Genomic DNA, 20176 nt, shown 5'->3' on the forward strand with positions numbered 1-20176 from the left:
CCATCTGCCGCCCCCGCTGTCCGCCGCACTGGACATCGGGGATCGCAACCCCCATCCTCGCGTTCAAACGATCGTTCGACCCCCGAGGGGCCTTCCCCGATGTTCATGCGTTTCTTCACCGAGCTTCGCGAAGCCAAGTTGCCCGTGACGCTCAAGGAGTACCTCGCCCTCATGGAGGCGATGGACAAGCAGGTCATCGACCGCACGGTCGACGACTTCTACTATCTTTCCCGCACCGCCCTGGTGAAGGACGAGAAGAACCTCGACAAGTTCGACCGCGTCTTCGGCCATGTCTTCAAGGGCCTGGAGAATGTGAGCGACGAGATCGCCCACGACATCCCGGCTGAGTGGCTCAAGCGCCTGTCCGACCGGTTCCTCACCGACGAGGAGAAGGCCCAGATCGAGGCCATGGGCGGCTTCGACAAGCTCATGGACGCGCTGCAGGAGCGCATGCGGGAGCAGAAGGAGCGCCACGAGGGCGGCAACCGCGCCATCGGCACCAACGGGACCTCCCCCTTCGGCGCCGGCGGCTATCATCCCGAGGGCGTGCGGATCGGGCAGGAAAAGGGCCGCCACGGACGCGCCGTGAAGGTCTGGGACAAGCGCGAGTACAAGAACCTGGACGATCAGGTCGAACTGGGCACGCGCAACATCAAGGTCGCCCTGCGTCGCCTGCGCAAGTGGGTGCGCGAGGGCTCGGCCGAAGAGCTCGACATGGGCGCGACCATCAAGGGCACGGCCGAGAAGGGCTATCTCGACATCAACCTGCGCCCCGAGCGGCGGAACAAGATCAGCGTGTTGATCTTCTTCGACATCGGCGGCTCGATGGACAGCCACATCAAGGTCTGCGAGGAGCTGTTCAGCGCGGCGCGCTCCGAGTTCAAGAACATGGAGTTCTACTACTTCCACAACTGCCTCTATGAGAGCGTGTGGAAGGACAACCGGCGGCGGCACGCCGAGAAGATCAACACCTGGGACGTGCTCCACAAGTTCCCGCACGACTACAAGGTCATCTTTGTCGGCGACGCCACCATGAGCCCGTACGAGATCACCTATCCGGGCGGCTCGGTGGAGCACTGGAACGAGGAGGCCGGCGCCATCTGGATGGACCGCGTGTCCCAGATCTACGAGCGCATGGTGTGGCTGAACCCCACCGCCGAGCGGCATTGGGACTACACGCCTTCGATCGGCGTCATGAAGCAACTCGTCGGCGACCGGATGTTCCCGTTGACCATCGACGGGCTGGAGAAGGCGATGAAGGAGTTGTCCCGCTGATCCACGCGCCTGTCGCGGAAACGTCGCGATCGGCTTAGGCTGAGTTCGGCTCACAAGGGATTCGCATGACCGATCCCCTCCTTCAGGACCCGCAGGACAGCGACGAGGCTCAGGCCGCGACCAAGGCGGCCGTATTCAACGCGGCCGAGCGGCTGTTCGCCCTCCACGGCTTCCAGAACGTGTCGGTGCGCGACATCACCGCCGAGGCCGGGGTCAACCTGGCCAGCGTGAACTACCATTTCGGCTCGAAGGACGCCCTGCTCTTCGAGATCTTCCGCCGGCGCACGTCGGAACTGAACCGCGAACGCGCCCGCATGCTGCACGAGGCCAACGCCCGTCACGCCGGCCGGCCCCCCGTGCGCGACATCCTGGAGGCCTATTTCGGCCCGCCCCTGCGCTGGGGAACACCCGACCACGACCGGCGGGTCTCGGCGCAGTTCATCATCCGCGCCCGATCCGAGGGCACGGCCGAGATGCGCGAGGTCCTGCGCAACGACGTCAGCCACCTGGAGCGGTTCGCCGGCGCCCTGATGTCGGCGCGGCCCGACCTGCCGAAGGAAGACGTCTACTGGCGCCTGCACTTCGTGCTCGGCATGGTCCACAATAACCGCTTCGCCGAGTTCGACCGGCTACACCACCTCTCGGGCGGCCTGACACGCGAAGGCGACACCGAGGCGCTGCTGGCCCGGATGCTGGATTTCGCCGAGGCGGGCTTCATGGCCTAGGTGAACCGGCTCCTCCTCGGCGCCTGCGCGCTCCGGTTCCTCGACAGCTTCGTCCTCATCGCGCCGTTCTACACGGTCATGTTCGCCGAGAACGGCCTGACGCCCGGCCAGATCGGCGTGATCCTGGCTTCGTGGTCGGCGGTCTGCCTCGTGCTGGAGGTGCCCTGCGGGGTGCTGGCCGACCGCGTGTCGCGCCGCTGGCTCATGGCCGTCGCGCAGTTCGTCCGCTGCCTGGGCTTCGTCGTCTGGCTGGCTTTCCCCGGATTCTGGGGTTTCCTGGTCGGGCTGATGCTCTGGGGCCTCAAGAGCGCGACGCTCTCGGGTGCGTTCGAGGCGGCCCTGTTCGATGAGCTCAAGGCGCTGGGGCGTGAGACCGAGTACGTCCGGGTTCTGGGCCGGGCCCAGTCGGCCCGCTTCGCCGGCCTCCTGACCGCCGCCCTCCTCGCCGCTCCGCTGGCGTCCCTGGGCTACCCCGCCCTGATCGGCGGCAGCATCCTGGCGGGCGTCGCGGCCGGCGCGTCGGCGCTGCTGTTGCCCAAGGCGCCTCGGGCGGCGGTCAGCGGCGGCTGGAACACCCTGCGCCACCTTGGGCGCGGCCTGCGCGAGGCGGCCAGCCTGCCGGGAATCCCAGCCCTGCTGGCTTTCATCGCCGCCACCCAGGCGGTGGTTTCGGCCCTGGCCGACTACTGGCAGATCTTCGGCCAGCAGGTCGGCCTGCCCAAGCCCGCCATCGCCCTCTTCGTCGCCGCGCTCGCCGCTTCGGGCGTCCTGGCGGCGGCCCTGGCGCACCGCCTGCGCGGCCTGCCGGTCCTGGCTCTCAGCCTGATGATCGCGGTGGCCGGAGGCTGCGTCACCCTCGCGGCCCTGACCTGGCGTCCGTGGTCCGTCGTGCTGCCGGTGATCTACGTCGCCCTGTTCTGGCTGGTGGACGTGAACGCCGACGCCCGCTTCCACCACCGCCTCCGGCCCGAGACCCGCGCCACGGTGGCCTCGGTGAAGGGCTTCGTGATGCAGGGCGGCACGGTGATCCTGATGCTGGCGTTCGGCCTCGTCGCCGAAGCGGCCTCGTACCGCGCCGCCTTCCTCGCCTCCGGCGTGGCGGCCGCCCTGATCGGCCTGGGATTCTTCGCCGCCGGCCTGCGCCGGCGTCCCGCCTCAGGCGGCTAGGGACCAAGCCATCTTCAGGTCCGCGACGAACCCCTCGAACGCCGCCGCCTTCGCCGCGGCGTCCCGCAGGCGCAGCATGTACGAAGGATGCCAGGTGACGACTCCCTGTGCGCCATCGGCCAGGACGATCGGCGCGCCCCGGAGCCTGCCCACGGGTATCGCCTTGCCCATCACGCCCAGCGCCGCCGTCGCGCCCAGGGCCACGATCACCTTCGGCCGCATCAGCGCGCGCTCGGCGTCCAGCCACCAGCGGCAGGCCGAGACCTGGCCGGCCGAGGGCGTCTTGTGGATGCGGCGCTTGCCCTGGAGCTCGTGCCGGAAATGCTTGACGGCGTTGGTGATCCACGCCGCGTCGCGCGGGACTCCGGCCTGCGCCAGCGCACGGTCGAAGAGCTGGCCCGCGGGTCCCACGAACGGCCGGCCGGCAAGGTCCTCCTGGTCGCCGGGCTGCTCGCCGACGAACATGATCCGGGCCGCCCCGGCCCCCTCGCCCGCCACCCCCTGCGTCGCGTCGCGCCATAGCTCGCAGCGGCGGCAGCCCGACACCCCCGCCGCCACGGCCTCCAGGCTCCGCGGCGGATCGTCGGACGGCGCCGCCGCCCCGGCGCGCGGAACCCCGGCGATCCGGCGGGCGGGTTTCGAGGCGGGCGCGGCGACCATCTGGCGGGTCTGGTCCTGGGCGTTGGCGATGAGGTCCGGAATGAGCGCCGCCTCGGGCAGGTTCCGCCAGTAGCGCTTGGGCATCTCCTTCGTCATCGCGTCCACCTTCAGGCGGGCCGGGTTGAAGATCGAGGCGTAGTAGGTGCGCCAGTAGTCCTCCAGCGCGTCGGCCCGGGGCGCGTCCGCGGGGTCGGCGCCCGGCGTGAAGCTGAGGCTCCGCAGGTCCCAATGGACGCAGACGTCGGGCGTCAGGATCGAGAAGCGCATGTTGGCGAACCGGCGGGCGAAGAAGGGCGCCGTGGCCTCGACCACCCGATGGGCCGGCTCGAACCACGCCACGAAAGCCTCGCCCGCCGCATCCCGGGCCGAGCGGAAGCGGACGAACGCCTTCATCTTGTGGGCGGCCCGGTTGACGTCGCGCGCCAGCGCCTGCGCCCGCCAGACGTCGGGGTCGGACGCGTCGCGCATCAGCCGCGGCTCGCGCCGCAGGCGCCAGAGCAGCCGATACAGCAGGCCGAACCGTTCCTCCGACCGATGCAGGACGGCGCGCTCCGCCACGCCCAGGAAGTCGCGGGAGACGGTGAAGCCGACGCTTTCCCGACTCTCGACGCAACCCGCCGCGGTCGCTGCCTCCGGCTCGGCATCGGCCGCGAACAGGCTCCCCCCGCCGTCCACGATCCAGAGCACGCCGTCGGGCGCCACGCCCTCGGCCCGCAGCCGGCGGGCCGCCTCGCGCCAGCCGCCGAAGTCGGTCTCGTGCGCCAGCCGCGCCACCCTCATGCGAACAGGTCCGGCTGGAACGGCTCTAGCCGGGTGCGGAGTCCGGCGCTGTCGGTCAGCCCCCCCGGCGACCAATCGGCGGCCACGACGAACGGCTTGAGCGTCTCCAGGCTGCGCGAGATGCGCTTCAGGTCGGACAATTCCAGGCGCTTGAGCCGGCGGGCCGCCAGGATGCGGTCCACGCCGCGCACGCCCAGGCCCGGCACGCGCAGCAGCATCTCCCGGTCGGCCCTGTTCACGTCGACGGGGAAGTCCTCGCGCCGACGCAGCGCCCAGGCCAGCTTCGGATCGACGGCCAGGTCGAGGTTCGCGCCCTCGTCCAGGATCTCGGCGCGGCCGAACCCGTAGATCCGCATCAGCCAGTCGGCCTGGTAGAGGCGATGTTCGCGCACCAGCGGCGGCGGCTTCAGGGGCAGCCGCGCGGCGGCTTCCGGGATGGGCGAGAAGGCCGAGTAGTAGACCCGCCGCAACCGGTAGGCCCCATACAGCGTCTCGCTGCGCTTCAGGATCTCGCCGTCGCTCGCCCCGTCGGCGCCCACGATCATCTGGGTGGACTGGCCCGCCGGCGCGAAGCGCGGCGGCCGCGCCTTGCGCGCCGGCTCGCGCGCGGCGGCCTCGGCGATCCGCACCGCGCCCATGGCCCTGCGGATGCCCGGCGCGTCCTTCTCGGGCGCCAGGCTTTCCAGGCTGTCGTCGCGCGGCAGCTCGATGTTGATCGACACCCGGTCCGCGTACAGCCCCGCCTCGCTCACCAGCGCCGGCGACGCCTCGGGGATCACCTTGAGGTGGATGTAGCCGCGGAAGTCGTGGACCTCGCGCAGCGTCCGCGCCACCCGGACGATCTCCTCCATCGTATAGTCGGGGCTGCGGATGATCCCCGACGACAGGAACAGGCCCTCGATGTAGTTGCGCTTGTAGAATCCGAGGGTGAGGTCCACCACCTCGTCCACCGTGAACCGCGCCCGCGGCGTATTCGAGCTGACCCGGTTCACACAGTAGGCGCAGTCGTAGACGCAGAAGTTCGTCAGCAGGATCTTCAGCAGGCTGATGCACCGCCCGTCCGGCGCATAGGCGTGACAGATCCCCATGCCGCCGTCGGTCGACCCCACGCCGCGTCCCCCCCGCGAGTCGCGCTTCACCGAGCCCGACGACGCGCACGAGGCGTCGTACTTCGCGGCGTCCGAGAGGATGGCCAGCTTCTGCCTGAGCGTGGGGGCGGTCATGCGCAAAGGATAATGTTCGCTATTTGTTCATGCAAGCGCAGCCACACGCCCGCGCTAGGCTGCCGTCATGATCTCGGTCTTCCTGGCCGGCGCGCTTGCCGCCACGCCCGTCCCGGCGCACGACGCCTTCTTCGCCCGCCTCAGCGCCCTGTGCGGCCAGAGCTTCGAGGGACGACTGGCCACGCCGCCCACGGCCGGCGACGCTGCGTTCCAGCAGCGGCTGGTGGTGGAGGTGCGCGACTGCCGCGCCGACGAGGTGCGGATGCCGCTGGCGGCCGGCGCCGACCGCTCGCGCACCTGGATCGTCACCCGGACGCCCGACGGCCTGCGGCTGAAGCACGACCACCGCCACGCCGACGGGACCGAGGATGTCCTCACCCAGTACGGCGGCGACACGACCGGACCGGGCAGCGCCGAACGCCAGGCCTTCCCCGCCGACGCCTTCTCCAAGGCCCTGTTCCTGCGCGAGAACGCGGCCGTCTCGGTCCCGAACGTCTGGGCGCTGGAGATCCGGCCGGGCCAGGAGATGGTCTATGAGCTGTCGCGCCCGGGCCGCCTGTTCCGCATCAGCTTCGACCTGGCCCGCCCGCTGTCCGGCGAGGCGCCCTGAACACCTCCCGTCAGAGCCGGCGGCGGCGGAAGTCCTTCAGGATCTCGGCCGCGGCGTTGTGGCCCGGCGCGCCCGTTACGCCACCCCCCGGATGCGTACCCGCGCCGCACTGGTAGAGCCCCCGAACGGGCGTCCGGTAGTCGCCCGCGCCCAGCACCGGCCGGGCCGAGAAGAGCTGATCCAGGCTCAGTCGGCCGTGCATGATGTCGCCGCCCACCAGCCCGAAGGTTCGCTCCAGGTCCAGCGGCGACAGGATCTGGCGACCCAGCACCGATTGCGCGAAGCCGGGCGCATGGGCGTCCACCGTCGCGATCATCAGGTCGGCGACCTCCTCGCGACAGTCGTCCCAGGGCCGGCCGCCGGGCAGTTCCGGCGCCACGTGCTGGCAGAACAGGCTGGCCACATGGGCGCCCGGCGGCGCCAGGGTGTCGTCCAGCGTCGAGGGGATCAGCATCTCCACGATCGGGGCCTTCGACCAGCCGTGCGCGCGGGCGTCGTCGTAGGCGCGCTCCATATAGGCGAGGCTGGGCGCGACGATGATCCCCGCGGTGTGGTGGTCGCCCGGCTCGGGCCGGACGGTGAAGCGCGGCAGCGCGGACAACGCCACGTTCATCCGGAACGTCCCCGATCCCGACCGATAGCGGCCGATGCGCTCGGCGAAGTCGGCGGGCTGCGCCCCCGGGTCCACCAGGCTCCGGAAGAGGAGCTTCGGGTGGAGGTTCGAGACCACCGCCCGCGCGGCCAGAACCTCTCCGGCTTCGGTCACGACGCCCGTGGCGCGGCCTTGCGCGGTCCGCACCTCGGCCACGGCCGTCCCGGTGCGGATCTCCACGCCACGCTCACGGCAGCAGGCGGCCATCGCCCGGGTGATCGCGCCCATGCCGCCGACGGCGTGCCCCCAGGCGCCCTTCTTCCCGTTCACCTCGCCGAAGACATGGTGCAGCAGCACATAGGCCGACCCCGGCGTGTAGGGGCTGGCGTAGTTCCCCACCACGCCGTCGAAGCCGTAGGCCGCCTTGATCGGATCGCTTTCGAACCAGCCGTCCAGCCAGTCGCCGGCCGACTGGGCGAACAGGGCCAGCAGGTCGCGCTTCGCCGTCAGGTCGAGGCGGGTCAGCCGGCGGCCCACCGCCGCGCTCCGGACCAGTTCGGGAACCGCCTGCGCCCAGCCGCCCTCGACGAGGTTCGGCGGCGTCACCAGCACCAGCTCGCGCAGGAGATCGGCCACCGCCTCCAGCCGCGACCAATAGGCCGGTAGCCGTTCGGCGTCCCGCGCCGAAAAGCGCGCCGTCTCCGCCTGCGTGAGCCCCTCGCCCACGCAGAAGCCGTCGCCGTCCAGCGGCAGGAAGTTGGCCATCCGCCGCTCGACCATCTTCAGGCCGCGCCGCGCCAGGTCGAGGTCCCTGATCACCTTGGGATTGAGCAGCGAGACCGTGTAGCTGGCGGTCGAGTTGCGGAAGCCGGGATGGAATTCCTCGGTCACCGCGGCCCCGCCCACGACGGCGCGGCGCTCCAGCACCGTCACCTTCAGCCCCGCCGCCGCGAGGTAGGCCGCGCAGGTCAGGCCGTTGTGGCCGCCGCCGATGAGGATCACGTCCCACGACATGCCCCGCCCGATGGCACGCCCGGCATCGCGCCGCAACGCCGGCGCCCGGCGGAACCTCGCCGGTTCCCGGCCATTCCCAACGGCATGGCCCGCCTCTCCATCCGCCACGAGACCCGATACGACTACCAACGGCCGGTCGCCTTCGCACCGCACCGGCTCCTGGTGCGGCCGCGGGACAGCCATGCGATCCGGGTCGTGGACGCCGTCCTGACCCTTTCACCGCCGGGCGAAGTGCGCTGGCTGTACGACGCCCTGGGCAATTCGGTGTGCAGCTTCACGCCCCTCGGCGAGCGCGACAGCCTCTCCATCGTGAGCGAACTGGTGATCGAACGCTTTCCGGCCCAGCTCTCGGACCCGCGCGTCGAGGATCCCCGCACGGCCACGCCGATCGTCTACGCCCCCGCAGACCGGGCGGTCCTGTCCCCGTTCGTCGATCCGGTCACGGAGGACGCCGAAGAGGATCTCCTGCGCTGGGTGCGCGAGCAGATGGGAAGCCCGCACGAGCCGGCGCTGGACTTCCTGCTGCGGCTGAACCGCGCCATCCACAGCGGCTTCGAATACCAGCCCCGCGACCTGGGCGCGGCGCAGGAGCCCGCCCAGACGGTGCGGTTGCGGTCGGGGACCTGCCGCGATTTCGCCTGGCTGATGGTCGAGGCCCTGCGGCGGCTGGGATATGCCGCCCGCTTCGTCACCGGCTACATCTACTGTCCCGACCGTGAGCAGGTGCGGGGCGCAGGGGCCACCCACGCCTGGTGCGAGGCCTTCCTCCCCGACCTGGGCTGGACCGAGTTCGACCCCACCAACGCCCTGGCCGAGAGTCCCGACCTGATCCCCGTAGCGGCCGCACGCACGCCCCAGGACGCCGCGCCCGTCAGTGGAGCCATATACGGCGACCCGGGCGACACCCGGCTGACCGTTCACGTGGATGTGCGCGCGGCCGATTCGCTTCCGGCCGCCGCGTGAGTCAGAAATCGCATCGCAAGAAGGAGAACGGGGCGATGACCCGAGGCCTCCAGCAGCAGAATCCCAGCCACGGCTGGGTCTTCCCGAAATCCTGCGCCACGCCGCAGCATGGCCAGAAGCCGGCTTCCCGGCCGATTCCGGCGCCCGAGCCGCGCAGCTACAAGCCGCGCCCAGGGCATTGAAAGGGGCGCTGACGGATCCAAAGGGCGCTGGAATGCGTATCGGTTCGCGCTAGAAACTCGCGACACCCGCGCCGCAGGCGCGCGCCCAGAGGGTAGCCATGACCGACGGCCAAGCCATGACCGACCGCCTGCTGATCGCCCGCCGCGGCCTGATCCTCGCGGGGGCGGGCCTGGCGCTCAGCCCTGGCGCGGCTCTGGCCGCCCTGCCGCCGCGGCTGGCGTTCTCGGTCTTCCGCAACGGGACCAAGGTGGGCGAGCACGCCATGACCTTCTCGGGCGATGAAGCGAACCGCGTCGTCAACACCCAGGTCGACATGACGGTGAAGGTGGGGCCGGTCCCGGTCTATCGCTACAAGCACTCGGCCGTGGAACGCTGGGTCGACGGCCGGTGGGCCAGCATCGAGACCACCACCAATGGCAACGGCAAGGTCTACAAGGCCTCGGGCCGCGCCATGGACGGTTTCGTCCAGCTCGCCGGCCCCAAGGGCGCCACCCGCGGCCCGGCCGACGCCATGCCGCTCAGCCACTGGAACCAGGCCAGCTTCCGCCGGCCGCTGTTCAACCAGCAGGAGGGCGCGCTGCTGAAGGTGCGCTGCACCCAGGTCAAGCCCGGCCACTGGCAGATCCGCGGCGAGGCCGAGATCGACGACTTCTACGACGCCCAGGGGAACTGGCTGGCGCTCAAGGGCAAGCTCGAGGACGGCTCCACCCTCGAATACAAGCGGATCTGATCCCGGGCGCATCGCCCAGGCGCCGTCCGTCGAACCGAACGTCAGCTTTCCGGCATGGTTGCGTGAACCGCGGCCATGCGGCATCAATCCCCCATGTGTCCCGGCTTCGAACGCTTCAGGGGTTAAGAGCCCCCGCTGAATCCAAGGTCCCCCGCAAGACGCGGGTGTGAGCCTTCGCGCGCATTCCTCTCCCGGGCATCCTTCCATGAGCTTCTTCGGCAACGGCGCGGTGAACCGCGTCAACCTCCACACGGTCATCCAGGCCCTGTCCGAGGGCGCGGGCGGCGTCTTCGTCCTGGTCTTCCTGCTGCGGGCGGGCGTGCCCGCGCCGCTGGTCCTCTGCGCCATGGCGGCCCTGACGGCGGGCCGCTTCGTCCTGCGGCCGCTGGTGCTGCCCCTGGCCCGGCGCATCGGTCTTCGGCGCACGCTGATCCTGGGCACGGTGGGCGAGGCGGCCGTCTTTCCCCTGCTGCCGCTGGTGGATGGCGTGGACGGCTACTTCCTGGCCTTCGTGCTCATCGGGCCGATCGGCAGCGTGCTCTACTGGACCTGCTATCATGCGTACTTCGCCGCCATCGGCGACGACGAACACCGTGGCAGCCAGGTGGCCCTGCGGACCGCCCTGACCTCGATCGTGGGCGTGATCGCGCCGCTGCTGGGCGCGGGCCTGCTGGCGGCCGGCGGCCCCTGGCTGGCCTTCCTGGCCGCCGGAGCCATCCAGATCCTGGCCGTGCTCCCCCTCGTGGGCGCGCCCGAGGTTCCGCTGGCGCCGCCCAGCCGCGAGCCGCTGAAAGGCGTCATGACCGGCGCGGCGCTGATGGCCTGCGACGGCGTCTTCGCGGGCGGCTACTTCTTCGTGTGGCAGATCGCCCTCTTCACGGCCCTGGACGAGAGCTTCACCGCCTATGGCGGCGCGATGGCGCTGGCGGCGTTCGTGGGGGCGGCCTTCAGCCTCTGGATCGGCAAGCGGATCGACGCCGGCGCCGGCCGCTCGGCCGTCGTGGTCGCCTTCCTCGTCGCCGCCGGCGTGCTGATGTTCCGCGCCCTCAGCATCGGCTCGCCCGGCCTGGCGGTGACGGCGAATGCGGTGGGGGCCCTGGTCACCGCCGTCTGGATGCCGGCCCTGGGCGCGCCGATCTACAACCTGGCCAAGGCCTCGGCCTGCCCGCTGCGGTTCAACGTGGCCACAGAGGCCGGCTGGGACATCGGCTGCGGCGCGGCGTGCCTGATCGGCTCGGCGATGATCTGGGGCGGCTTCACCTACGCCGCGCCGGTGCTGCTGGGGCTGGCCGGCGCCGCGGCGGCGTTCGCCATACTGTGGCGCCGCTACGGCCGTGTCGAAACGAGCGCCTTGTCCACATAGGCCTCGAAAGCGGTCCGGGCCGTCGTGAGGCAACCGTCCACCTGGGCTACGGTGACGATCCCGTCGAAGGCGGTCATGTCGGCGTCGGGGCAGACCTTGCCCAGCCCCGGCGCGGCGCGGCGCACGCGCGGCGGGCCGACCAGCATCTTCAGCACCGCCACCCGATCCTCGTTGACGCTGGCGTACTGCCGGCGCGGCACGACCACGGGCCCCGCGGCGCCGTTCAGCCGGACCACCTGTCCCGCAGTGTCGATGAGGACCACCGACTTGCCGGGCGCGATCTGGATCGGGGTCCCGGCCGCGAACTCCTGGCCGCGCGCCACGCCCGGCTCGGTCGAGGACACCACAACGAAATCCGCCGCATGGGCGCCGCCGGCGACCAGGATCGCCGCGACGGCGCCAAGAACCACAGATCTCATCGACACATTCCTCCGACGCAGCACGACTTTGGGCAGGCGCCGCGGGGCCGGTCAAGCACGCTCGCCCCTCAGGCGGGCCGGTGCGATCCCACGGCCCATTGCGCCCCCCGCGATTCCTCCTAGCATAGGACGCGGATCGGCTCCGCACGGACCGGACCTTCGAAAAACAGGCCGGTGAGACAGGTCAGTGTCAGGGAGCCGTTGGACGCGGGCGCGAAGACCCGTGGCGCGGGCGAGGGATTGGACGCCAAACTCGAGGAAAACGACTCCGACACCGCGATCGCCGCGGCGGTGACCGACGATCTGGCGGAGCGCGAGGCCGCCTACGAGAAGTTCGTCTGGGACAACCTGCGCCGCAACTATCTCGGCAACTATCTCCACGGCATGCTGGGCATGACCGGCTTCCGGCTGGTCAATGCGCCCACCTTCCTGCCGGCCTATCTCTTCGCCGTCTCAGGCTCGAACGGCATCGTGGGCCTGGGACTGGCGCTCCAGCAGCTCGGCGGCGTGATCTCGCCCATCTTCGGCGCGACCAAGATCGAGCACCGCACAAAGGTTATGCCGGCCGCCGTCTGGATGGGCAGCCTCGGGCGGCTGGCCATCCTGGGCATGGCGCTGGCAGGGTGGTTCCTCAGCGGCCAGCCGCTGGTGTGGGCGCTGCTGTTCTTCATCCTGATGTTCGGCGTCTTCATGGGCGCGCAGCGGGTGGTGTTCAGCCTGCTGATGTCCAAGGTCATCCCGATCAGCCGGCGGGGGCGGCTCCAGGCCTGGCGCAACGCCACCGGAGGCCTGATCGCCGCGATCCTGGCATGGGTCGCGGGGAAGTACTTCATCGAGCCGAACCTGTTCGGCAACGGGTACTCCACCACCTTCCTTTTCGCCTTCTTCCTGACCAGCCTGGGCCTCTGGGCGCTTCAGATCCTGCTGAAGGAGCCCGAGCCGCCCACGACCCGCCCGCAGGCCCGCTTCCGCGACCGCCTGCGGGAGTTCCCGACCCTGATCGCCCAGGACCGGGCCTACGGCTTCTTCCTGCTGGTGCAGATGCTGGCCACCTCGGCCCGCATCGCCACACCGTTCTACATCCTCTACGTCGGCCGCCAGATCGGCGCCGACGGAGCGACCATCGGCCTGCTCACCTTCGCCTTCCTCGGGGCCGACACCGCCTCGAACCTGCTCTGGGGCTACCTCGGCGACAAGACGGGCTTCAAGCTGGTGCTGACGATCTCGCTGATCGGATGGACGATCGCGACCCTGATGCTGCTCAACTTCCACCACGGCGCCGCCGTCTTCGCCGCCTTCGCGGTCCTGGGCGCGTCGCTCAGCGGCTACATGATGGCGTCCCAGACCATGATCCTGGAGTTCGGAAGCCGGGACGACCTGCCCATGCGCATCGCCGTCTCCGCGACGGCCGAAAGCATCACCGCGACCGCCGGTCCGCTGGCCGGCGGGATCATCGCCGAGCTGTTCGGCTACGACGTCGTGTTCGTGGCGTCCCTGGGCTTCCTGGCCGCCGCCTTCGTGATCCTCGTGACGGCCGTACGCGACCCGCGGCGAAAGCTCGCCGCCTGACCCGCCCCATGCTATGGGCGCCAGCATGGTTCGCATGGTCGCCAATCCGTCCGGTCGCCCGAACGCCACCCTCGCGGGGCGTCCGAACGGCCGTGCGTGCAGACGCGCCTAGCCTTCCCGGACCCGCCCCGCCGAACCGGCCGGGGCTCCAGCGATCCAGGAAGGCGCCCACTCCGGCCTCCGGCTCAGACCGTAGAGAGACCGATGGACCACCGCATCCCCCTGCCCCCCACGCCCGTCCTGGAGACCGCCCGCCTGGTCCTGCGCCCCTTGGCGGAACGCGACGTTCCGGCGATCCAGCGCATCTTCCCGCAGTGGGAGGTGGTGAAACACCTGAACGCGGCCGTGCCCTGGCCCTACCCCGACGACGGCGCCGCGACGAACATGGCCATGTGCCTCGACCAGCGGGCGAAGGGCGAGAAGTTCTTCTGGGCGATCACCCTGAAGGGCGACGACGAACTGCGCGGACGGATCGACCTCTGGCCCGGCGACGCGGGGGTCCGCGATTCGCGCGGCTTCTGGCTCGATCCGCTGCTGCATGGCCAGGGCCTGATGACCGAGGCGGCCGACGCGGTGACCGACTACGCCTTCCGCGTGCTGGGGTGGCCCGAGCTCTGGCTCACCAACGCGCAGGAGAACCTCGGCTCGCACCGCATCAAGGAGAAGCAGGGCGCCGAGCTCGTTGACGTGACGCCCCACGCCTACGTCGGCGGCCCCGGCCTGCGCGAGACCTGGGTCCTGCGGCGGGACGCATGGCTGGCGCGGCGTTGACCGCATCCCGAGGCGATCAGCGAAGCGCGGCCAGAACCCCGGTGACACAGGCGTCGAGACCGCGGCGCGCCGTATCGACCACGAGGCGTTCGCGGGTCCAGGGCCGATAGTCGCGATCCACGACCTCACGCCAGGTCGGGGGCGTCAGGCCGGCGATGTCGGCCTGACGGGTCTCCACGCGGCGTCGGTGTTCGGCCGTATCGCTGCAGACGACCTCGATCTCGACGACCCGGGCTCCGGCGTCCCGTCCCGCGGCGCGCCAGGCGTCCCGGGTCTCCATCCAGGGGTTCACGCTGTCACCCACGACATCGAGGCCCAGGCGCAGATTGTCCCGGGCCAGGGCCCACGCCGCGCGATAGCCGGCGTCCGCGATCGGCGTGTCCATGTCGGCGATGGCCGTCTCGATGGTGTCGATGCGCAGCCAGACCGCCCCGATGCGGCGGGCCAGCTCGCGGGCGATGGTGGACTTTCCAGAGCCCGGCAGACCGGCAAGCACGATCAGCCGGGGCATGGGTGGTCAGGCCGCCGCCCGCTCGGCCGCCGCGCCGTCGAGGCGGGCCTTGGCGATGGTGTTGGCGACCTCATGGGTCGGGCGGCGTTCGCGCTGGGCCTGGTCCAGCACCTCCTCCAGGGTCGACATCAGCCGGTCCAGCCTGGCGTCCACCCAGGCCGGGTCGAAGGCCTCGCCGCGCTCCAGGGCCCGGATCTCGCCGGCCACGTTGATGATCCCGCCGCCGTTGATGACGTAGTCGGGCGCGTAGAGGACGCCGCGCCGGAACAGCTCCTGCCCCGCCTCGGGGCCGGCGAGCTGGTTGTTGGCCGCGCCGGCCACCACCCTGGCCCTCAGGTGCGGGATCGTGTCCAGGCTGACCGCGCCGCCCATTGCGCACGGAGCGAACACGTCGCAGTCCACGCCGAAGATGGCGCTGGGGGCCACGGTCTCGGCGCCGGTTTCCGCCGCCACCCGGCGCAGCGTCTCGCCGTTGACGTCGGTCAGGATCAATTTCGCGCCGGCCGCGTGCAGCTTCTTCGCCAGGTGTTCGCCCACGTGCCCCACGCCCTGGATCGCCACGCGCACGCCGTCCAGGTCGCGCCCCAGAGCCCGGCGCACGCACAGGCGCACGCCGCGGAACACGCCCTCGGCCGTCACCGGGCTGGGATCGCCCGAAGCCGCCGGATGGCCGTCCAGGCCCGCCACATAGCGGGTGCGCCGCCGCGCGTGCGCCAGGTCGGCTGGCGAGACGCCGACGTCCTCCGCCGTCCAGTACCGGCCGCCCAGGTCCTCCACCGCCCGGCCGAAGGCCTCGAACAGCGCCGGAGTCTTCTGGGTGCGCGAGTCGCCGATGATCACGCTCTTGCCGCCGCCCAGCTCCAGGTCGGCCATGGCGTTCTTGTAGGACATGGCCCGCGACAGCCGCAGGGCGTCGGTCAGCGCCTCCTCGGCGCTCGCATAGGGCCACATGCGGCAGCCGCCGGCGGCCGGGCCGCGGGCGGTGGAATGTAGGGCGATGACGCACTTGAGTCCCGACGCCTCGTCGGCAAAGGCGTGGACGCCTTCATGGCCCTCGAAGGCCGGGGAATCGAACAAGGTCATGCCGGAAAACCTCCAGTCATGGGGATGATTTTCTCCGGATTTACGCCCAACGAAGGCACGTCACAACCCCGCCGCATGCCGTGCCCCGCCCGCCTCGGCAGGCGCCCCGGGCGAGCCCGGGATGGGGGGCGCTCCAGACGGCAGCGGAGCCTCCGGATCGCGGAGGAAGGCCAGGACATCGGCGATCACCGACGCCCGCTGGAGGTCGCGGGTCAGGAGATGATGGCCCTGAGCGTAGTATGCTGTGCGATCGGAAGAATTCAGGTTCCGTACCGCTCGGAAGGCGGCCTTCTTCGGCACGATCTGATCGTTGGCGCCGTAGAGATAGAGGGTCGGCAGATCGTCGTCGCCCACCCTGTCGGCCGCGCGATCCATCAGCTTCACCAGACCGTAGAGGGTGTCGGACCGCGCGCCCCAGATCATGAGGCGGTCTCGCCCCATGCGGATCAGTTCCTCCCGGTTGTCGGTCGGGCTGATGCGGTCGGTCACCCAGCGTGGCGGCGTATAGACCTTGGAAGCGGTGAAGTTGGCCGCCAGCCACAACAGGGTCTTGTTGGGCAGCGGCTGGGTCCTGAAGCCCCAGACGCCGGGCGCGAGGAGCACCAGCCGGTCGGCGGCCGGAGGATTGTCGCCCGCAAACGCCACGGCGGCCACGGCGCCGCCCATGCTTTCGCCCACGACCGCGATGACGGCCCCGGGGTGCCGCGCGCGGGCCAGCGCCGTCACCACCCGCAGGTCCTCGACCATCAGGCCCTCGCCGGCCCACACGCCCCGCTGCGGCGAGCGACCGAAGCCGCGCTGGTCGTAGGCGTAGGTGGTGACGCCCGCCCTGGCCCATTCGGGCGCGGCCAGGTTGAAGGCGTTGGCGTAGTCGTTCATGCCGTGCGCCGCCACGATCACGGCCCACGGCTCGCCGTCGGCGGCCCAGGTGGTCAGGCCCAGAGCGGCGCCGTCGAAGCTGACGACGCGGTCGGCCTCGATCCGCGGCCCCTGGAACCCGGCCGGCGGCGTCGCCGGCTGCTGGCGCAGCATCGGCGCGCAGGCCGACAGCGCGAACAGCAACAGGATCAGGGCCAGGCGGGTCATCTCTGGGACAGACTATACCCTACGGCCGTTAACCTCGGGAAAAGCCCTCGACCATCGGAAGAAGGCGGTGTCGTGGCGTGGGTCAGCCGGTCCCGTCGGTCTCGGGCAGACGCATCCGCCACACCCCCTTGAATTCGTCCGGGTCCGCGGGCTTGCCGTGACGCAGGATCACCAGCCGACCGCCGCGGGCCAGACCGACCGCCACGGCCCGGACCTTGCCCAGCTCCCGCCGCCAACCGGTTTCGTCCAGGGCCCGGGCCACCTCTTCGGGCGAGACCGACTTGCCGGCCGGCAGCCTGCCCAGGAGATCGAAGATAACGGTCTCCACAGGGTCCATCAGCCGCCCCGTTTCAGCGTCTCGCGGGCGATGATCACCTGCTGGATCTGGCTGGTGCCCTCGTAGATGCGGAAGATGCGCACGTCGCGGTAGAAGCGCTCGATGCCGTAGTCGGCGATATAGCCGGCGCCGCCGAAGATCTGCACCGCGCGGTCGGCCACCCGGCCCACCATCTCCGAGGCGAAGTACTTCGCCGCCGCCCCCTCCATCGTGACGTTCTGGCCGGCGTCACGCTTGCGGGCGGTCTCCAAGGTCAGCGCCTTGGCGGCGAGCGCCTCGGTCTTGCTGTCCGCGATCATGCCCTGGAGGAGCTGGAAGCTGGACAGCGGCTGGCCGAACTGCTTGCGCTCGGAGGCATAGGCCACGCAGTCGGCGATCAGGCGCTCGGCCACGCCGATGCAGATCGACGAGATGTGCAGGCGGCCACGGTCGAGAACCTGCATCGCCACCTTGAAGCCCTCGCCCTCGGCGCCGATCATGTTCGCAGCCGGCACGCGGACGTTGTCGAAGAACACCTCCGAGACGTGGGCGCCCTGCTGGCCCATCTTCTTCTCGGACTTGCCCACGGTCAGGCCGGGGCTGTCGCGCTCGACCAGGAAGGCCGAGACCCCGCCGCCGCCGGGCTTCGAGGGATCGGTGCGGGCCATGACGGTGAAGAGGTGGGCCTTGTTGGCGTTGGTGATGAAACGCTTCGCGCCGTTCAGCACGTAGTGGTCTCCGTCCTTGACCGCGCGGGTCTGGACGTTGGCCGAGTCGGACCCGGCCTCGGGCTCGGTCAGGGCGAACGAGGTGATGATCTCGCCCGAGGCGATGCCGGGCAGGAACTTCTCCTTCTGAGCCTCGGTCCCGAACATCACCAGGGCCTGCGAGCCGATGCCCACGTTGGTGCCGAAGGCCGACCGGAACGCCGGGCTGGTGCGACCCAGCTCGATCCCCACCAGGCACTCGTCCTCCATCGAGAGGTCCAGGCCGCCGTAGGCCTCGGGGATCGACAGGCCGAACAGGCCCAGGCCCTTCATTTCCTCGATGACGTCGTCGGGCATGGCGTCGTCTTCGGCCACCTTCGCCTCGAGCGGGCGCAGGCGCTCGGTCACGAAGCGGCGCACGGTTTCGATGAGCTGGTCGCGGGTCTCGGCGTCGAGCGCCATGGGCTGGTCCCCTCTCGGTCTTCAGCGCCTCAAGGACAGGCGCGGGTGGTCGTGGATGTCTTGAAGCGGCTCAGGCCGACGCCGACGACCGGCCGGCGCCAGGTCTCGGTGCGGACCGACCGCGCCGCCACGGCGCAGACCGGCGCCTCGGCGGCGATCACCTTGCCCCCGCTGTAGACGAGGGCGATGGCGCGGTAGTCGAGGGCCTTGTCGGTCTGGTTCCAGATCTTCAGCAGGGTGGCGCGCACCTCGGCCGAGCCGTCGAGGGCGACGGCCACCTGGCCGTCGGGAGGCGCATCGAACGCTTCGGTGACCTTGCCGGCGGGATGAGCGGCGGCGAGCCGTCCATCCTCCACGCCGACCAGCACCGGCCAGCCCCGGTCGTCGAGCCGGAAGAGCGCACGCTGGCCCAGAACGACCTGGAGCGTCTCGCCGTCGGCCTTGGTGCGGGCCTCCACGTCGAGCGTCGCCCGGGCGGACGCAGCATCGTCGGCCTCCTGTTCCGCCGCGCCGCCATGCGCCCCCGTCATCCCATGCGCACCCGTCGCCTCAGACTGCGAGCCGGACCCGGCCCCGATCTCTTCCCCGGGTTTCGCGGCGTCCGGCTCGGGAGCCGACGCCTCGACGGTACGCTCGTCCAGACCGGGCGCCTCGGTCGCGACCGGCCGGTCGCGCGGGGCGGTGGCGACCGGGCCGTCGTCGGACGCTGCGCCGGGCAGTCCGGCGGGTGCGGGCTGGACGGCGGCGAGCGCGAACAGGGCGATGAAGGGCGCGAGCATTCATCCTCGGCTGGTGCGGGCGCGCAACCTAGTGGGGGGACCGTCGTGGGGCAAACGGTAAGCGCCCGCCCCTTTCCCATCTCTCCCTCGCGTGCTTAGAGGCCGCCAGGCACGAACAGAACAGAAAAACGGGGATGGCCGGGCATGGACGGCGGCGACAACCAGACCAGCTACGCGTCGAAGCTGACGCAGATCACCGAGGGCGAGTGGGCGGGCTGGTCCTGCTATCCCGGCGGCGACCCCTACGAAGACCTGGCCGGGCCGTTCTACTTCCGCACCGGCGACGACGGCCGGCCGGTCTGCGCCTTCCGCGCCGAGCACAAGCACATGAACGGCGGCATGTTCATGCACGGCGGCTGCTACATGACCTTCGCCGACTTCTGCCTGTTCGTGATCGCCCGCGATCATCTGCAGGACAGCCATTCGGTGACCGCGACGTTCAGCTGCGAGATGGTGGGCGCGGCGCGCGTCGGCGACCTCATCGAATGCACGGGCGAGGTGGTGAAGGGAGGCCGCAGCCTGGTGTTCGTCCGCGGGATCATCGCCACCGGCGGCGAACCCCTGATGAGCTTCTCGGCCTCGCTCAAGAAGACGCGCCTTCGCAACTGATGCACGGGCGCCACAGGATGTGCGGCATCTCGGACCGGTCTTGAAAAAGCCGAGGTCCCGGGCGACCTAGACGCGACCATGCTTCGCAGAACCCTGCTCTCCGCCGCCCTCGCCGCCGTCGCGCTGGCCACGCCCGCAGCCTCGGCCGCCCAGCCCACAGGCGTGGAAGGCGTGTGGCGGAATCCCAAGAATTCCGTCCACATCCGCATCCAGCCCTGCGGCGAGCACCTGTGCGGCTATGTGGTCTGGGCCAACGAGGACGCCAAGGAAGATGCGCGCAAGGGCGGAACGGCGAACCTCGTCGGCTCCCAGCTCCTGCGCAACTTCTCCCCCAGCAAGAGCGGCTCGTGGCGGGGCCGGGTGTTCGTCCCCGACCTCAACGCCACGTTCTCGGGCTCGGCCCAGCTCGTGGACGACAACACGCTGCGGGCCCGAGGCTGCCTGATCGCCGGCCTGGGCTGCAAGTCGCAGAACTGGAAGCGCATCAGCTAGGCGCGAACTCGCCGGGACTGGACTTGGGCGGCCAAGCGGCCCAGCCTTCCGGCAAGCCGGCCGCCAGAGCCGGCTTCAAGGGAGAGG

22 protein-coding genes are annotated in these 20176 nt (G+C 70.7%); 12 read left to right on the forward strand and 10 right to left on the reverse strand.

Annotated features, from left to right (window positions below):
- The first annotated feature begins 99 nt into the window (after positions 1–99).
- The 3 genes from WG212_RS14710 to WG212_RS14720 all read left to right on the forward strand — a co-directional run bounded on the left by WG212_RS14710 (position 100) and on the right by WG212_RS14720 (position 3167).
- Positions 100–1275: a VWA domain-containing protein gene (locus tag WG212_RS14710; RefSeq protein WP_337187862.1), complete on the forward strand. Its 1176-nt coding sequence runs from the start codon at positions 100–102 to the stop codon at positions 1273–1275.
- Positions 1276–1340: 65 nt separating this feature from the next.
- A complete protein-coding gene (locus WG212_RS14715; protein ID WP_337187863.1) occupies positions 1341–2000 on the forward strand; it encodes a TetR/AcrR family transcriptional regulator in 660 nt (219 codons plus the stop codon).
- Positions 2001–3167, forward strand: coding sequence for an MFS transporter (locus tag WG212_RS14720; RefSeq protein ID WP_337187864.1), 1167 nt, complete (start codon positions 2001–2003; stop codon positions 3165–3167). It begins immediately after the preceding gene.
- On the opposite strand, the gene WG212_RS14725 is transcribed toward WG212_RS14720, so the two are convergent.
- Together WG212_RS14725 and WG212_RS14730 are read right to left on the reverse strand one after the other, a co-directional pair.
- Positions 3156–4607 (reverse strand): UdgX family uracil-DNA binding protein, encoded by a 1452-nt coding sequence (locus WG212_RS14725; RefSeq protein WP_337187865.1) that lies wholly within the window; start codon positions 4605–4607, stop codon positions 3156–3158. The genes WG212_RS14720 and WG212_RS14725 overlap by 12 nt on opposite strands.
- Positions 4604–5830 (reverse strand): putative DNA modification/repair radical SAM protein, encoded by a 1227-nt coding sequence (locus tag WG212_RS14730; RefSeq protein WP_337187866.1) that lies wholly within the window; start codon positions 5828–5830, stop codon positions 4604–4606. The genes WG212_RS14725 and WG212_RS14730 overlap by 4 nt, the downstream gene beginning before the upstream one ends.
- 67 nt (positions 5831–5897) lie before the next feature.
- Here WG212_RS14730 and WG212_RS14735 point away from each other — a divergent pair, with 67 nt between their 5' ends.
- On the forward strand, positions 5898–6440 hold the full coding sequence (locus WG212_RS14735; RefSeq protein ID WP_337187867.1) for a hypothetical protein: 543 nt from the start codon (positions 5898–5900) through the stop codon (positions 6438–6440).
- 10 nt (positions 6441–6450) lie between these two features.
- Here the strand turns inward: WG212_RS14735 and WG212_RS14740 are convergent, their stop codons facing one another.
- Positions 6451–8046 carry an NAD(P)/FAD-dependent oxidoreductase gene (locus WG212_RS14740; RefSeq protein ID WP_337187868.1) on the reverse strand — a complete coding sequence of 532 codons (1596 nt, stop codon included), beginning with the start codon at positions 8044–8046 and terminating at the stop codon, positions 6451–6453.
- A gap of 84 nt (positions 8047–8130) precedes the next feature.
- Between WG212_RS14740 and WG212_RS14745 the strand changes: the two genes are divergently transcribed.
- The 4 genes from WG212_RS14745 to WG212_RS14760 all read left to right on the forward strand — a co-directional run bounded on the left by WG212_RS14745 (position 8131) and on the right by WG212_RS14760 (position 11285).
- Positions 8131–9009, forward strand: a complete 879-nt coding sequence (locus tag WG212_RS14745; protein WP_337187869.1) for a transglutaminase family protein — start codon at positions 8131–8133, stop codon at positions 9007–9009.
- A gap of 35 nt (positions 9010–9044) precedes the next feature.
- The gene (locus tag WG212_RS14750; protein WP_337187870.1) at positions 9045–9191 is read left to right on the forward strand and encodes a hypothetical protein; all 147 of its coding nucleotides are present in this window, start codon (positions 9045–9047) and stop codon (positions 9189–9191) included.
- A 98-nt stretch (positions 9192–9289) separates the two neighbouring features.
- On the forward strand, positions 9290–9922 hold the full coding sequence (locus tag WG212_RS14755) for a DUF6134 family protein (RefSeq protein WP_337187871.1): 633 nt from the start codon (positions 9290–9292) through the stop codon (positions 9920–9922).
- Positions 9923–10127: 205 nt separating this feature from the next.
- Complete coding sequence (locus WG212_RS14760; RefSeq protein ID WP_337187872.1) at positions 10128–11285, forward strand: MFS transporter; 1158 nt, start codon at positions 10128–10130, stop codon at positions 11283–11285.
- On the opposite strand, the gene WG212_RS14765 is transcribed toward WG212_RS14760, so the two are convergent.
- Complete coding sequence (locus WG212_RS14765) at positions 11249–11704, reverse strand: hypothetical protein (protein WP_337187873.1); 456 nt, start codon at positions 11702–11704, stop codon at positions 11249–11251. The genes WG212_RS14760 and WG212_RS14765 overlap by 37 nt on opposite strands.
- A gap of 240 nt (positions 11705–11944) precedes the next feature.
- Here WG212_RS14765 and WG212_RS14770 point away from each other — a divergent pair, with 240 nt between their 5' ends.
- Entirely contained in the window at positions 11945–13273 is a 1329-nt protein-coding gene (locus WG212_RS14770) for an MFS transporter (RefSeq protein WP_337187874.1), read from the forward strand.
- A 204-nt stretch (positions 13274–13477) separates the two neighbouring features.
- Positions 13478–14044, forward strand: a complete 567-nt coding sequence (locus tag WG212_RS14775; RefSeq protein ID WP_337187875.1) for a GNAT family N-acetyltransferase — start codon at positions 13478–13480, stop codon at positions 14042–14044.
- A 16-nt stretch (positions 14045–14060) separates the two neighbouring features.
- Here the strand turns inward: WG212_RS14775 and WG212_RS14780 are convergent, their stop codons facing one another.
- From WG212_RS14780 to WG212_RS14805, 6 genes are all read right to left on the reverse strand, one after another.
- Positions 14061–14555: an AAA family ATPase gene (locus WG212_RS14780; protein WP_337187876.1), complete on the reverse strand. Its 495-nt coding sequence runs from the start codon at positions 14553–14555 to the stop codon at positions 14061–14063.
- Between the two features lie 6 nt (positions 14556–14561).
- Positions 14562–15638, reverse strand: a complete 1077-nt coding sequence (locus WG212_RS14785; protein WP_337187877.1) for a Glu/Leu/Phe/Val dehydrogenase dimerization domain-containing protein — start codon at positions 15636–15638, stop codon at positions 14562–14564.
- Positions 15639–15698: 60 nt separating this feature from the next.
- Entirely contained in the window at positions 15699–16724 is a 1026-nt protein-coding gene (locus tag WG212_RS14790) for an alpha/beta fold hydrolase (RefSeq protein ID WP_337187878.1), read from the reverse strand.
- Between the two features lie 82 nt (positions 16725–16806).
- Entirely contained in the window at positions 16807–17061 is a 255-nt protein-coding gene (locus WG212_RS14795; protein WP_337187879.1) for a DUF3253 domain-containing protein, read from the reverse strand.
- Positions 17061–18209, reverse strand: coding sequence for an acyl-CoA dehydrogenase family protein (locus WG212_RS14800; RefSeq protein WP_337187880.1), 1149 nt, complete (start codon positions 18207–18209; stop codon positions 17061–17063). Before WG212_RS14800 ends, WG212_RS14795 begins: the two co-directional genes overlap by 1 nt.
- Positions 18210–18238: 29 nt before the next feature.
- Complete coding sequence (locus tag WG212_RS14805) at positions 18239–18988, reverse strand: hypothetical protein (protein WP_337187881.1); 750 nt, start codon at positions 18986–18988, stop codon at positions 18239–18241.
- A gap of 144 nt (positions 18989–19132) precedes the next feature.
- Between WG212_RS14805 and WG212_RS14810 the strand changes: the two genes are divergently transcribed.
- Entirely contained in the window at positions 19133–19597 is a 465-nt protein-coding gene (locus WG212_RS14810) for a PaaI family thioesterase (protein ID WP_337187882.1), read from the forward strand.
- A 78-nt stretch (positions 19598–19675) separates the two neighbouring features.
- Positions 19676–20089: a DUF2147 domain-containing protein gene (locus WG212_RS14815; RefSeq protein ID WP_337187883.1), complete on the forward strand. Its 414-nt coding sequence runs from the start codon at positions 19676–19678 to the stop codon at positions 20087–20089.
- Positions 20090–20176: the final 87 nt, after the last annotated feature.

Origin of the sequence: Phenylobacterium sp. (assembly GCF_037189685.1) — a bacterium.
GTDB lineage: Bacteria > Pseudomonadota > Alphaproteobacteria > Caulobacterales > Caulobacteraceae > Phenylobacterium.